We start from the raw sequence: 14,514 nt of genomic DNA, 5'->3' as shown, positions 1-14,514 counted from the left end.
CTTATTTCCAATTATACAAATAGTCAGATAAACGATACTCCTTTGTTTGCCCCGGCTGACCAGACCACTGCGTCACAGCAGTTACCTTAACACCGACTAATAAATCACCATTCTGGCAAGGTGTTTGCGGCGGAAAATTTTGTTGGTCACAAATTTTTTCTATTTCCATCAAACGATAATATCCCGTTGCTTCGCCGGCAGCGGCATCATAATTAAAATAAAATCCATTTTCATTGTTATGCTTATAAATCTGAGATTCGGTAATATCATTGACTAAAAAGTTTAGATTAACACTGCCACTCGTCGGATCCCACTCTAACCGCGCTCTGCTGACATTGTCCGGGTTATCCGTAGAAATCAAACCGTCACTCCAATCTTTATCTGGATTTAGCCAATTACTGTCACGAAGATTGCGCACAAAATCCAAACCCTCGCGAGCAAACTGAGAACCAAGGCTTTGACGCAGATCGACTCCTTGCGCTCGATTAGAATAAAAATAAGTAGACATTAAAACAGTTGCCGCGGAAAGCAAAATCAGTAAAACAAAAACTATTTCCAGTAAAGTTTGCCCTTTTTTATTTTTTAATACCTTATTCATAAAAATAATTTATAGACCTCTCTTCGGTTATATTGCCATTAGTCAAATCCAATATTAACCCTGGCGGCGAAAAAAAATCGCTTTGGGCGTTGAAAGTTACTTTATTGTCTATAGAATTACAATTTTCAGCTTCCGGCAAAAAGTCGTATGGCGCTATTTTTAACACACAACCGACTGGTGAAAAATTTATCTGAGGCAAATCAACAGTCTTAATCACGTTCATGTCAATAATATTATCACCAGCGCCTAAAGTATAGCCATGATCGTTAACCACCATCCAATAATAAGCTGGCACCACTTTTTGTCCATCTATATTGATTGTCTGACCATTGATTGCCCTTGCCTGCATATAAACTATATCCGTCTGGATAGTAAAATACGGCGCCTGAACATCGGCGAGTTTGCTTTCTCTGTCAAAAGACCCGGGTATGGCTAAAAAACCAATAACTAAAATAATCGATAACGTAACGAGCATTTCAATTAAAGTAAAACCTTTTTTATTTTTTACAGTCATAATATAGACCAATACCAGTTCATAATCTGGTTACCATATAAAATAACTATCAACGTTGCCGGCACTAAAAAAGCGCCAAAAGGAACTTCGGACCCCATTTTCTTTTTTTTCGTCAAAAGCAGTCCCACTCCTACTATCGCTCCGAGAAAATAAGCGATAAAAATCGCCGCGACAACTTGCGGCAGACCTAAAACAACGCCCATCAAAAAACCCAAACGGATATCTCCTCCGCCGACCCATCTGCCGCCGGATAAAAAATATTGCAAAGCAAAAAAACCCGACCCTATTACAGCAGCTGCCAAGTGATTCATAAAACCATAATTAAAAACCAAAACAGAAAAAATCGCGAATATTATAGCAGGCAAGCTTACCCGATCTAAAATTAGATAATATTTTATATCATAAATAAAAATAACGATCAAAAAAGAAGCGGTAATTAGGTTAGCTAATAAGGTCAAGGTAAAACCGAATTTGAAATACATTAAAACAAAAACAACGACGGTCAGCATCTCTACTGCCGGATACTGCCATGATATTTTTTGCCGGCAATACCGACATTTGCCGCCAAGACAAAACCAACTTACCAAAGGAACCAGATCCTTCCAATCCAAAGCATGACTGCATCGCGGGCAAACCGAACGACCCAGCCAAATACCCTTTTTAGTATTTATCCGCCAAACCAGGCAATTTAAAAAACTACCAATTACTAAGCCTAAAATAGCTATAAATAAAAAATTTATCATGTCCATAAAACTGTCTTTATTTTACCATTTTTTGAAGAAAAAAATAACCCCGCAAAAACGTGGGGTTATTTTTATATTATTTCCTATCTATACATTTATAAAGCAGCGCAAGTCATACCAGCCGAAGTGGCAGTGCAATTTCCAGCAGGTAAAGTGCCGGTTTTGCCCTCTAAAGTGAAAGTAATGGTGTAATCCTGTGGTGACGTGTCGGAACCAGTATAGTGATAATATTCGTTCTCGGACGGACCACCAGGAATCAATCCCATATAAACAGGCGCCGTACTACAAGTACTGCTACCAAAACCAGCATCGTCAAGACAAACACACCCGCCGGACGCTCCCAGATCACAGTCTGCTTCCGGATAAGATGATCTTGAAGAATAAAACAATTCCAACGCTGTCTGGATTTGTTTGACATCAGCAACCCTTTTAGCATCACGAGACTTAACTCTAGCGCTGTTTAGGGACACTACCGCTAAAGTAGACAGTAATCCGATAATAGCAATAACCACGAGTAATTCGATCAAAGTAAAACCTTTTTTGTTTTTCATTTTATGGTTTTACCTCCTTTCTTTAATACATCGTTATTTTTTTTGAAAAACGACGTAAAACTTTAAATTAGTTAACTTATATATTTTAATTTCCTTATTTATTATAGCATTTTTAAATTCCGCTAGCAACCTGATACATTGGCAATATCATCGCCGAAACGACAACAGCAACACCGACACCCAACAAAATAATCACGAGTGGTTCAATCAAGCCAACAAGGTTAGTAACAGAGTGCTTTACTTCCCGCGTATAAAAAGAGCTAATTTGAGATAATGAATTTTCCAACCTGCCGGTTTGCTCCCCTACTCTAACCATCTCCGTTACCATGTCGGGAATATATTTACTGTCTGCTAATGTCAAGGCAAAAAAACTTCCATCCTCCACTTCTTTTGACGCTTTAACTATTAATTTATTATATTCACTATTATCCATCACCCCAGCGACAGTTTTAAGCGAACTGACCATGTCGACACCTCCCTGAAGTAAAATTGACAAGCTATTAGAAAGGCGAACGATAGAAATATTTTGGATCACCTTGCCGACCACAGGAAAATTTAACTTAAATTTATCCCATTTAACCTTCCCTCCGGCACTCCTGGTATAGACAAAAAATAAAGCGACCAAACCAACAATTCCTAAAGCTAAAACAATGATATAATTCTGCATAAAATCGCTAACTGCAATCAATATTCTGGTGGTAATCGGCAACGCTGCCTTGGCGTCTCTGATAATATTCAACATTTTTGGCATGACATACACCATCAAAAAAATAACTATACCGATCATTACAACAAAAATAAAAGCGGGATAAATCAGCATACCCCTGATCTGCGCCCGGAGATCATAACTTTTTTCTTCTTCGTCTGCCAGATATTCCAAAACCTCATCGAGTTTGCCGACTCTTTCTCCTGTTTCAATAAGCTTTATAAAAAAATTGCTAAAAACTTCAGGAAACTCTGCCATGGCTTCGGATAATTTTTTACCGCCTTCGACAGAGTCGGCAACACGAGAAACAATTATTTTTATTTTTTCTCTTTTCGTCTCCCGTGCTAACGTATCAAGAGCTTCGACTAGCGGTAAATTGGCGGAAACTAAAATAGATAACTGCCTGGAAAATATGACCAAATCTTTGGGTGAAACTCTTTCTAAAAATGGCAAAATATCCAAAATTTTACTGCGCTTTTTTGCTTCTCTGATAAACAAAATATTATAGTTTTGGTTTTCCAAAATATTTTTTGCGTCGGCTTCACTGCTTGTTTCTACCAATCCTTTAAAAATGCGACCGCTACTATCTTGTACTTTGTACTGGAAAAAAGCCATAAAAACTATTGTTCTGTTTCCTCTTTCTTACCGGCTAATACTGACTTTATTTTCTCCACCACTTCCGAAGGCATAAAATGCGCCTTAATCAAATAACCATCGGCACCGAGATCAAAACCCTTCTTAACGTCTTCTTTCTGTCCTAAATTAGTTAACATAATAACCGGTATCTTTTTAGTATCACCGCTGGCCCTGACTTTCTCCAACACCTCAAAACCATCCATCTTGGGTAAAAGAATATCAAGTAAAATTATATCCGGCGCCTTTTCTTTTGCCAGTTGAAAACCTTTAAACCCATCTTCGGCCAAAATCACATTAAAATTCTCCATTTCAAATTTTGTTTTATACATTCCCGCAAGAAATGTATCGTCCTCCACTAAAAGAATGGTTTTTTTGTCTCCTTCCGCCATATGATTATTTTTAATTTAAAATTATTAATTTTGATCCAATAAACCTTTTATTCCTGAATGACACGAAGAACTTCTTCCACGGTAGTCAGTCCTTCCGCGGCACGAAGCAATCCCGCTTGCATCAGGGTTAGCATTTTTTGTTTACGCATTTCTTTTTTTACTTCATCAATATTATAACCGGAAACTATCAGTCGCTTTATTTCATCATTAATACTCAAAATTTCGGCGATAGCTACGCGACCATGATAACCGCTGCCTTGGCACAAATCACAACCTCGACCATGATAAAACACTGGATGAGAAATATCTAAACCTTGCGGCAGTTGGTCCTTGTCAATACCGTCAAATTCTTTCATGATATTTTTTAACAGATAATCGGGAATTTCTATCTGTTCTTTACAAGCCTGACAAATTTTACGAGTCAAACGTTGAGCAACTACAATATTTAAAGTTGAAGCCAGTAAAAACGGTTCCACTTTCATGTCAATCAAACGTGGCACCGCGCCCAAAGAATCATTGGTATGTAAAGTAGAAAATATTAAATGCCCTGTCAGGCTGGCATGGATCGCCATCTCCGCGGTTTGGCTGTCTCTAATCTCCCCCACCATGATAATATTTGGATCCTGCCGCAGAAGGGAACGCAAACCCGAAGCAAAAGTAAATTTTACCTCCGGACGAATTTGCGACTGGTTTACTCCTTCCAAATAAAACTCTATCGGATCTTCTAAAGTGGCTATATTCACCTGATCTTGGTTTAAAATATTTAAAACTGAGTAAATAGTCGTTGATTTGCCAGATCCGGTCGGACCAGTAACTAGAAAAAAACCATGGGAACGTTTAATATTTGCCTCCATAACTCTAATTTGATAATCGGAAAATCCCAAATCCTTTAAAGTAGGAACCGCTTCCGACCCCTCTAAAATGCGCAAAACCGCTTTTTCTTTATTTAAAAGGGGCATGGTAGAAACACGAAAATCTATTTTTTGCTTATCAATATTCAAAGTAATACGACCATCTTGCGGAATACGAGTTTCATCAAGTTTGAGATTGGCCAAAACTTTAATACGAGAAATCACGGACGGATGAATATGACCAGGCAAATTCAAAGAAGTATGAAGCATGCCGTCGACACGATAGCGCACTCGACTCCCCTCTCCTGTTGGTTCAATATGGATGTCAGAAGCTCGGCTTTCCACCGCCTTCTTTATAATCATAGAAACTATTTTAGAAACCGGAGTTTCCGAAATAATTTCTTCGAATTCCGCCTCTTCGTCTTTTTTACCGCCCGAAGCCTTAAATACTTTTTGCTCTTTTTCTTGTTCGACTAAAGCGATGGCTTCTTTTACCTCACTGTCAAAATCAGAGTATTGACCCATACCCGCTTCAAACGACTCGGAGGAAATCAAATAAAGTTTGGATTTTATTTTCTTTTGTTTTGCTAAAAAATCCACCGCCCGTATCGCCTGAAAATCATAAGGGTTAACCAAACCAACTGACAGCTCCCTGTCCGTCAAATCAAAGGCAATTAATTTATAGTTTTGAGCCACTGAACGCTGAACAATAGATAATACCCGGTCAGGAATTTCTTTGGTTCGCAAATCAATATAAGGTAATCCGCATATTGCGGAAAGTTCTGGATAAATACGATCTTCATCTATGGAAAGCTGCTTAACTAAAAAATCAAAAAAATCAACCATACTGGCAAAATCCTGGCTTTCGATAGATTGAGACATTTCTTCATTTATAATGCCTCGCTTTTTTAGAACCTCTTTAATTTTTATTAAACGACTAGCGTCTTCCATATTTGATAAAATTATCTAAAAATATCCGGATGACCTATTGCCAAGCCTTCCAAGCTCAGTGGTAAAACATGCCGTTGCAATTTGTCTAGTTTAGAATTTTTAACATCATTAGATTTAAGACCAAGAACCTTCCATATTACTTCTTCATACCCGCTTGAAGAACCAACGCTATTCTTCATACTGTTATCCATCATGCTAAAAATTTGACTATTACTGCCGCGGTTTACGGAATAATTAATATTGTAATATAAAAGATAACCGCTAACACCCAAAGTAGCTATGATTATTAATATTAAGACTAAAGTTTTTTTGCTTTTTACCTCTTTTTGAACCAGCATAGCCTTTTAGACAACGTATAATTTTTAATTATAAAAATATGTTTTCAACGACAAAGTAAAAGAACCACTGTCGTTTGGCGCAAAAACAAAGGAAGAAATATCCATTAAACGCATATTAGTTTCGACTAGACTAACCAACTGTTTGAGATTATTATAACCACCGCCTTTTAAATTTAAACTGATAATCAACTCCTTAACAGACCCGGTCGCCTGCTGCGCATCAACAACTTTTTTCGTAGAAACTTGTTCGGAAATACTAAAAGACGACAGCGCTAACCCGCTTTGCTTAGCCAAACTATCAAGTTGAATTATCAAATTAGGCAGATCTTTTTCCGCGGGTAGTATCTGAGACAATCTAATTAGTTCATCCTGGGAGAAACTATCAAAATCACTCAATACTTTTTTTATTTCAGTGGTCTTTTTCTTTAAAGAATCAAGGCGCTCTATTTCGCTACGATAAGAAAAAGTTTTAGCCACGTTATCAGCGGTAAGCTGCGATCGAAAAATAAATAAATAAACCAAAATTACAAGCGTCGCGACAACCAAAAAGGTAATCCAATAAAAATTACGAAAAACAAAAAACAGAATCGGGTTGGTTTTATTTTTACCGTTTTTTGCCTCACGGTTGATATTGTTACTGTTGATATCCATAATCTTATTTCGCTAAAAATTCTGGGTTAAGATTTAAAACCAAATCGAATCTAACCGTGGTAATTTTAGGCGCGTTAGAGTCTTGACTCAACACGGTATTTTCATCAATTGTAGCTGAAGAAAATTCTACTGAAGAAACTAACGGTTCGGATTGCCAGATCGCCAACTGCTGTGCCAATATCGGATAGTCGGGAGCAGAGACGGAAAAAATTATTTTACCACTTTGATCAACAGTCATGCTGGTATAATAAACATTGGCTAAAGTATCTTTTTCCAGCAAAACAAAAAGCCGTGACCAAAATAAATGTTTCTCTGCTAAACTATTAAGCTGCGCTAACCGACGATCAAGCAAAACCACCTCTCCCTTCTTTTTTTCAAAATCCGTCAACTGTTTTTCCAAAGCCGCAATATTAGCGCTTAACGCTTGACCCTGATCGCTCGACGGCGACATTACTCTAGCGATAGCAAAATAAATGGCTACCAAAAAAATGATTGCCAACAACAAAACAATACCGCCGACTTGTAAACGATGATAAAATTCCGACCAAGTAAATAAAAAACTCTCATCTGAAGCCAAATCAACCTCCGGCGCTCCGCGCAAACGATGATTTTGCGGTTCATGCATCACGGTCGAATCCAAATTAATTTTTTCCGACGAGTCTTTTACTGCTGGAGATACCAAGGAAATATCGGAAACATCCCTAGCCGGTCCCACCTTTGGCGCCGCTGGCATCAATATTTCTCTAGGTTTAATTTGAACCGTTGTTTTTCGAAAAAAGAATTTATGCCAAAACCTTGACCACCACGATTTTTTTACCGCCAAAGTCTGTTTCATCTCTTTTTTAGGTTCAGTTGCCGAATCTCTATAAGAAATCGGGGGTATTAAATTTGGCATCGCAGTTTTTTCTATTTTTTGCGCCTGCATAACCGAAGGGTTTTCACGCGGTGTCTGGGTATAGATTGTCTTGGGAATTTCTGGCGGTTTCGGTACGGAAAAAATATTTTTATCGTTAATGGTTTGAGGTTTGGAAGATGTTATGACTGGAGAGTCTTGTTTTTTTAACTGTTTTCTGTCTTTTCTAGAAAATAAAAAATTTTTCCACCAACCGACTTTACTGGTTATGGGTTTTATTTCTTTTGAAAATTTATTTTGTTTTGCCGGATCGGTATAAACAATTTCTTCGCGTTGGTCTTTAACGCGTTTTTTGTCATCACTACGCAATTCTTCTGGTAAAAGATTTATATCAGTCATAAAATAAAATCTCTAGCTGATTTCTCTCATTGCCAAACCAATAGCAATGGATAAACGAGGACCAATCTTGTCCAAAATCGGCTGCAGATCTTGCGGATAAACTATCCTTGCCCACGGATCTCCGAGAAAGGCTTTAACATTTAAATTCTGCGACAAATATTTATCTAAATTCGGCAACAACGCAGACCCACCGGTCAAAATTATTTTTTCTATTTTACCATCTATCATGTTACTTTCTTGCTGATAAAGATTGAAACAATAATTAATTTCATGGACTAAATTATCAAACAACTCTTTAATAGCGGCTATCTCGCTTTGCGCGGTAAGACCGCTCAAATCCCTTTTAAATCTTTCGGCGGTGAGGTTATCAAGACCTAAATTTTTACTAAAAATTTTCGTAAAACTCTGCCCGGCAGTATCAATACTGCGATTCAAAAGCGGCACACCGTCACGAACAACTGAAATATTGGTAGTTGCCTCTCCCATATCCACCACCATCACTGCCGATTTATCGCTGCCAATCAAAGAACGCGAAAGGGCAAAACTTTCTGTCTCTAAGCTAATGATTTGCAAACCAGCTTTTTTAAAAATATCTAAATAAATTTTTACCAGATTGCGCGGAGCGGCGGTCAGCAAAAACCTTTGTACTAACGCCCGACCGTCAACCTTTTCTTCCGCTTTTTTTAAAACATTATGATATAAAATCATTTCTTCTAACGGCATGGGAATAACTTTTTTTGCCTGCCACTTGATTGCGTCTTCTAAATCTTTCGGAGAATCCGCCTTGATATTCGATAAACTTATAACCGAACTAAAAATCGAAGATACAGGCAACGCCGCTACGACTTTTTTGGATTTCACTTTAGCTTTTTTAATCAACTCTTTTATGATTAAAACCGTTTCATCAACATTTTCTAGTAGATCAGGAACATCTGAACTCACGATTTGATCGGTATATCCATAAGTCAGTAATCTCGGTCGTCCCCGTTGGTCTTCCAGCTCGACTAATTTAATATTATGAGCGCCAATATCAACGCCTAAATAACTATTTTCCTTAGAAAACAATGCCATAATTATTGTTTTTGTTTTTTTCCTTTTAATTTAGCCAAAACAATTTAAGTCGTATAAATTATAACAGATTTTACCCTTTATTGGCAAACCAAGCCGCTAACGATTACTCCACAGGGGCAAACCCTTAATCAAACTGTCCATACCCGGAGGAGTGTTAATCAAAATTCTGCCATCATAATTAACTTCTTCTGCGGGATTATTGCCAGAATCAGAATAAGTCCGTTTAAAATTAAACTGATTTGCCGCGAGTAGCCCATTAACCACTAATCTGTTATCAGAACAACTGGCAGAAGATCCATTATAACAAGTATCAACAGTGCCTTCGGCATAATAAGCTCCTGCCAAATTTTGTACATTTGAACTGATATTAATATTACCTCCCGTAGAAGTAATCGGGTCGCGCAACACGATTATGCCCAGCGACGCTAATTTTTTTGTATCAGACAAACTCCAGCCCTGGTACGTTATATCACCATCAACAGTCAGATCTCCGTCCACGATAATCAATCCATCGCCACGCTCTCCAGCCACTAAACCGTCACGGACGATCAAACCGCTAATCGTACTATCACCATGACAATAACGAATCTGGTGATTAAGCGTAGTCGGTCCGCTCAAACTGCACCCGTCGCTAACTTCTATCAACCTACCGTCATCTCTAGCTTTTTTGATCGCTCCATTTATATCCAAAATTCCAAACTGTTCGCTATAATAATAATTTCTGTTTTGATTTTTTGACGGTAATTTTAATTCATCAAAAGACGCCGTCCGGCAAGGATCAAGTTGTGGGTTAGCTTCTAAAGTAATTAACTGCAGATCTTGGGACGCCAAAACGCAATAAGAGGCATTATAGTCTTCTGAAGTTGGAGATTTGAGATTGATATTTTTACCAGAATAAAGATCAGCTTGACCAGTTTTTAGCCAAGAGATCTCTTTTTTGAAAAAATAATAAGGACTAGACTGACCAAAAGTATTAGTGAATTGGACCATATACCAGTCTTTTTCGTCAATAAACTTTTTGTTAGCAACACTGCGCGGCGGATAAAATATTGGCGTCGCGCTTGTCTCCTCCCATCTATTTACCACACCCTGCTCCGGGTCAGCTGCATCCCAAAAGCCAATTTCGGCAAAAGACCATTTGCCTCCAGCCGTACCGGCGGCAACAAATTTTAAATCGGGCGGAAAATCCGTTACTTGGTTAACTCTGGGCGGTATTTCTGTCGGCGGCCATTGAGAATAAGAAGACTGCGGAGCGTCACCGCCTATTTCGATAATTGCCACCGTGCCGCCAGTGGTTCTAAACCGTCTTTCTTCCGACCACGTCGAAATACCTAAACGATTGCGGTATCTCGCCCGAACATAATAGTCAGTAGCTGGTACTAACGCGCTCTCACCGCTATAAGACCCGACAAAACTACCTTCACTGGAATTGACATGCACAATAAACAAACCATTGCCCGTCGTACCATCATAAGGACAAAAAGTGTTATTAGAACTCCAAATCAATTGATTGGCGGAATCATAAACATTCCAATCAGTATACTCTATGGAAGTATCAACTGTTATAGCACTCTCAATAGTAGGATTAAGCGATACTCCGGCGGCTGGAAAATTTTCAATGCCGTCAATTTTATCAATATCGGGAACCGACGGAACGACCAAACCGGTCCACGGCGAATAATCTACATTATAGGTTGTGCCGGTACCGACGTAATCGGTAACTAAAGTATTTGGATTAACTCGACATTTATTTTTCGGATTGGTAGCGCCTTCTTCGTCCCAAGGACCAAAGTTATCGCCCCAATAATTATTTTCCGCTGTAATCAAATTACTAGAACCGTTGAATATTTCCGCTCCGTGGTTACCATAAAGATCACTGCCGGTAATATTCATTTTACTGCTAATGACGTATACTCCGTGACCGATGTTATTAATAATTTTTGAAGAAGTAATGTTTACGTAATTGTTAGAAACACTGCCTGTATTATTATAATTGACACCATTGGCAGAATTATCATGAATATTATTGTTAATTAAATTAAGACTTAAAAAAGAACCATTATCAGTCGGTCTTACTTTTATGCCGTCGGCCGCGTTATTATAAATTTCATTGTTGGTATAATCGGCAACTAGGCTGCTTACCTTGGTTGAACCGCTTACAGTCACGCTTATACCGCTACCATTGTTATTATGAATTTTACACGAATCTATGTTCGCACGATTAGAAATACCGGAAATACTTCCTGTCGGAGAGGCGTTCACCAAAATTCCCACTCCCAAACAGTTGCTAATTTCTGAGCGATAAACCTTGTGAGTATTATCGCTGTCTAAGGTTATTCCGTTAGTGGCATAACGAACGATGGCATCACTGACAACCGAACAATCACCGGTGTTACAAAAACCTAAAAATATGGTATTCCAATCGCCCGAAACCGGAAAAGTCGAGGAATCAACTGCCCAAGTAGTATCTCCGGAAGCGCTGTTACTATTATCATTTACGGAAGTGAAAACGTTTTTTTGACTGTCCGCTTCAAGTCCGAAAGCAGAAATTTTGGAGTTATTATACAGTGACAATTTAAAAGTTTTTACAAATTTTACTGTCGCGGCGTTATTTATATATAAATTATGACCTCCTGTAAACTCAATATTGCCGCTCACCAAATAAACAACATTATTCGTCGACGAATTGTCGCCGTTGCCGGACCAATAAGAATTCAACGCCGACTCTGTGGTTTTTATTACCCCGCCCGGTAATATTTTTACCACATTACGAGAAAAAATCTCGGAAGCGCTCGGATTATTATCCTGTATGGTGTTGCCGTTTAAAACGGTCCGCGGATGAATTTGCATGACCAAACTATTATTACCGCGGATAGTATTGCCTTCAACGATTGTTTCGCTGTAATTTTGGTTACAACGAGTTGAAGCTTGCCAAATCGCCGCATAATTTTTAGCATTAGCGATGCCATTTTTATTATTACTACCTTCAATAATATTACCTTTAATATTAAGCTTGGTAGCGGTATTGCATCCACCGTCATCAATCTGAATGCCGCTGCCGCCGCTATTGACGATATTATTATCTTGAATAGTAGCGTTGATAATGGCAGTGCGACCGCCATCGGCACCATAGCCATAGGTATAAATACCGTTACTGTCGTTATTACTTATCTTATTGCCCTTTATTACCGCCGCATTTGTTACCGCGCTATTCCAATAATAATTGCATTTGATAGTTATCCCGTTCTGGCTGTTATCACCGATAATGGAATTTAAAACCTGATGAGAGTTGGAAACAAAAGAAGAATTATCAATTACCACGCCGTTAGTGCCGTATTTTATAATAGCGTGATCAATAACGGAAGAATCGATACCATAACTGGTAGTCGACAAAGTGATTGAGCCCCAATCGCCTTTTGCCGGGGCGGCGGAAGAACTAATAACCCAACGCGTGTCTCCTCCGTAATCTGCCGCCGAATCATTGATTGAGGTAAAAATGGTTTCTTTTCCAGAAACGGCCGGAGCTACGGCGTATATTTTTGCGGAATTAACAAAAAAACCAGCGCCGTTACCCAGCTTTATCATCGGCGCTTCGACAAAATTTAAAGTATTGTCGTTAATAATAGTCACCAAACCGCTCACAAAATAAACAACATCTTCCTTACCATGCCCTCCGCTGCCACTCCAGGTATAAACCGATCCGGGATTTACGCTAGAATAATTTTTAGTGTAAATAGTTCCTTTTATCACTTTAACAACGTTTTGAGAAGCATCGACTGCTTTGGTGTAGTTTTGCAAAAAATTATTATTAACTAAAATAGTCCGCGGATGAATTTGCATGGCTAAACTATTGTTGTTTTGGATGGTATTACCACTAATAGTTATTTCGCTATTTTCTTCGGAAGTACAACGACTCTCTGTCTGATAAACACCGGCAACCGTGCCGGGACTATTATTTCCTTGATTATTGTCTTCGATTACATTACCGGTAATATTTAGTTTAACATCGGAACTGCACTGTCCGTCGTTAAGATAAATGCCGTTTTTTGCATTATTGGAAATAATACTGTTTTCAATTATTCCGTCAATTTTTCCTCTCTTAAATAAAAAACTCGATCCTGATGCATAAACGTAAATCCCGTTATCGCCGTTATCATGAACATAAACATTACTAACCTTGGCTTGGTTTAAAGTATCGCTATTCCAAAAATAACCCGCTAAAATTCTAATGCCGTTATTTTTGTTGTTTCTCACTTCTGAATCGCGTATTTCGTGGGCGTTAATAACATAAAAATAATTTTCCATCGACAACCCGTCTGTGGCATATTCGATAATTACACGCTCAAGAATTGAAGAATCTAGCGTATAAGTCCCGGACCGCAAATATATACCGTTCCAGCTTCCCGGAGTTGGTAACACGCTGTTTGCGGAAAACGTAATCTCCTGACCAGATGCGCCTATGGCAATAAGTTTGGCGCTATCAATAGTCAAAGAAGCACCGCTGTTAAATAAAACAGTGGCACCGGCTTCAATCGTGAGGATGGCGCCGCCAGACACTGTTATCGCTTTCGTTACAATATGAGGCGACTGTGCCGCTGACCAGAATTCGTTGGCAGTAATATTCGTCCCATGATACTGCAAAGCCGAAACGCTTTTTATATAAAGCAAAGATATCGAAAGATTTAAAAAAATAAAAACAATCACAAACAGCCGAAAATTGTGTTTTTTTCTGTTAACATTTTCCATGTTTTTAGTTTTGCTTTATTATAACAAAAAATAGCCTTTTAGGCTATCTTTTTTCCCTGTCAATCGCGTCGTTTACCAGCCGATCCGCTTCCTTGTTTTCTTCCCTGGGCACATGACGATATTTAACCTTACTAAAGCTTTGAGTTGCGTTCCAAATTTTAACAAACAGTGAACTTAATTCTTTATTTTTTACTTTATATTCTCCATTTAACTGTTTGACCACCAATTCGCTATCCAAGAAAAAATCCAGCTCTTTAACCCCCAGTTCTTTAGCCGCTGCCAGCGCTTCTATCACGGCTATATATTCGGCTTGATTATTAGTCATATCATCACCGACATATTTACCAAACTTTTTTACTATTTCTTTTTTGCTATTATAAAAAACCACGCCGATTCCTGCCGGACCAGGATTACCGCGAGCGCCACCATCAGTATAAACGATTAGCTTATCCATAGGCATTTTAAATCATCTTATTCTTACTTCCTACTTCTTATCTCTATTCTGAAGCAATAGACG

The 14,514-nt window shown here is 38.5% G+C and carries 13 protein-coding genes; all 13 read right to left on the bottom strand.

All coding sequences use genetic code 11. From position 1 onward, the window contains the following. Position 1: 1 nt before the first annotated feature. Complete coding sequence (locus WC310_04135) at positions 2 to 598, bottom strand: hypothetical protein (protein ID MFA5358977.1); 597 nt, start codon at positions 596 to 598, stop codon at positions 2 to 4. Next, on the bottom strand, positions 591 to 1,112 hold the full coding sequence (locus WC310_04130) for a prepilin-type N-terminal cleavage/methylation domain-containing protein (GenBank protein ID MFA5358976.1): 522 nt from the start codon (positions 1,110 to 1,112) through the stop codon (positions 591 to 593). The genes WC310_04135 and WC310_04130 overlap by 8 nt, the downstream gene beginning before the upstream one ends. Continuing rightward, a complete protein-coding gene (locus WC310_04125; protein MFA5358975.1) occupies positions 1,109 to 1,861 on the bottom strand; it encodes a prepilin peptidase in 753 nt (250 codons plus the stop codon). The genes WC310_04130 and WC310_04125 overlap by 4 nt, the downstream gene beginning before the upstream one ends. Positions 1,862 to 1,950: 89 nt before the next feature. Further along, the gene (locus WC310_04120; protein MFA5358974.1) at positions 1,951 to 2,406 is read right to left on the bottom strand and encodes a type II secretion system protein; all 456 of its coding nucleotides are present in this window, start codon (positions 2,404 to 2,406) and stop codon (positions 1,951 to 1,953) included. Positions 2,407 to 2,518: 112 nt separating this feature from the next. Then, complete coding sequence (locus WC310_04115; GenBank protein MFA5358973.1) at positions 2,519 to 3,727, bottom strand: type II secretion system F family protein; 1,209 nt, start codon at positions 3,725 to 3,727, stop codon at positions 2,519 to 2,521. Between the two features lie 5 nt (positions 3,728 to 3,732). Continuing rightward, positions 3,733 to 4,137, bottom strand: a complete 405-nt coding sequence (locus tag WC310_04110; protein MFA5358972.1) for a response regulator — start codon at positions 4,135 to 4,137, stop codon at positions 3,733 to 3,735. Between the two features lie 47 nt (positions 4,138 to 4,184). Then, a complete protein-coding gene (locus WC310_04105) occupies positions 4,185 to 5,939 on the bottom strand; it encodes a GspE/PulE family protein (protein ID MFA5358971.1) in 1,755 nt (584 codons plus the stop codon). Between the two features lie 11 nt (positions 5,940 to 5,950). Then, complete coding sequence (locus tag WC310_04100) at positions 5,951 to 6,277, bottom strand: hypothetical protein (protein MFA5358970.1); 327 nt, start codon at positions 6,275 to 6,277, stop codon at positions 5,951 to 5,953. A gap of 24 nt (positions 6,278 to 6,301) precedes the next feature. Beyond that, positions 6,302 to 6,928 carry a type 4a pilus biogenesis protein PilO gene (pilO, locus tag WC310_04095; protein ID MFA5358969.1) on the bottom strand — a complete coding sequence of 209 codons (627 nt, stop codon included), beginning with the start codon at positions 6,926 to 6,928 and terminating at the stop codon, positions 6,302 to 6,304. A gap of 4 nt (positions 6,929 to 6,932) precedes the next feature. Beyond that, complete coding sequence (locus WC310_04090) at positions 6,933 to 8,180, bottom strand: hypothetical protein (GenBank protein MFA5358968.1); 1,248 nt, start codon at positions 8,178 to 8,180, stop codon at positions 6,933 to 6,935. A gap of 12 nt (positions 8,181 to 8,192) precedes the next feature. Beyond that, complete coding sequence (gene pilM / locus WC310_04085) at positions 8,193 to 9,251, bottom strand: type IV pilus assembly protein PilM (GenBank protein ID MFA5358967.1); 1,059 nt, start codon at positions 9,249 to 9,251, stop codon at positions 8,193 to 8,195. 96 nt (positions 9,252 to 9,347) lie between these two features. Further along, positions 9,348 to 13,997 (bottom strand): right-handed parallel beta-helix repeat-containing protein, encoded by a 4,650-nt coding sequence (locus WC310_04080; protein ID MFA5358966.1) that lies wholly within the window; start codon positions 13,995 to 13,997, stop codon positions 9,348 to 9,350. Positions 13,998 to 14,040: 43 nt separating this feature from the next. Beyond that, positions 14,041 to 14,451 carry a ribonuclease HI family protein gene (locus WC310_04075; protein ID MFA5358965.1) on the bottom strand — a complete coding sequence of 137 codons (411 nt, stop codon included), beginning with the start codon at positions 14,449 to 14,451 and terminating at the stop codon, positions 14,041 to 14,043. Between the last annotated feature and the right edge of the window lie 63 nt (positions 14,452 to 14,514).

The organism is Patescibacteria group bacterium (genome assembly GCA_041653535.1).
In the GTDB taxonomy this organism is placed as follows: domain Bacteria; phylum Patescibacteriota; class Patescibacteriia; order JACRDY01; family JACRDY01; genus JBAZFH01.
This window is presented reverse-complemented; position numbering and strand designations above follow the sequence as displayed.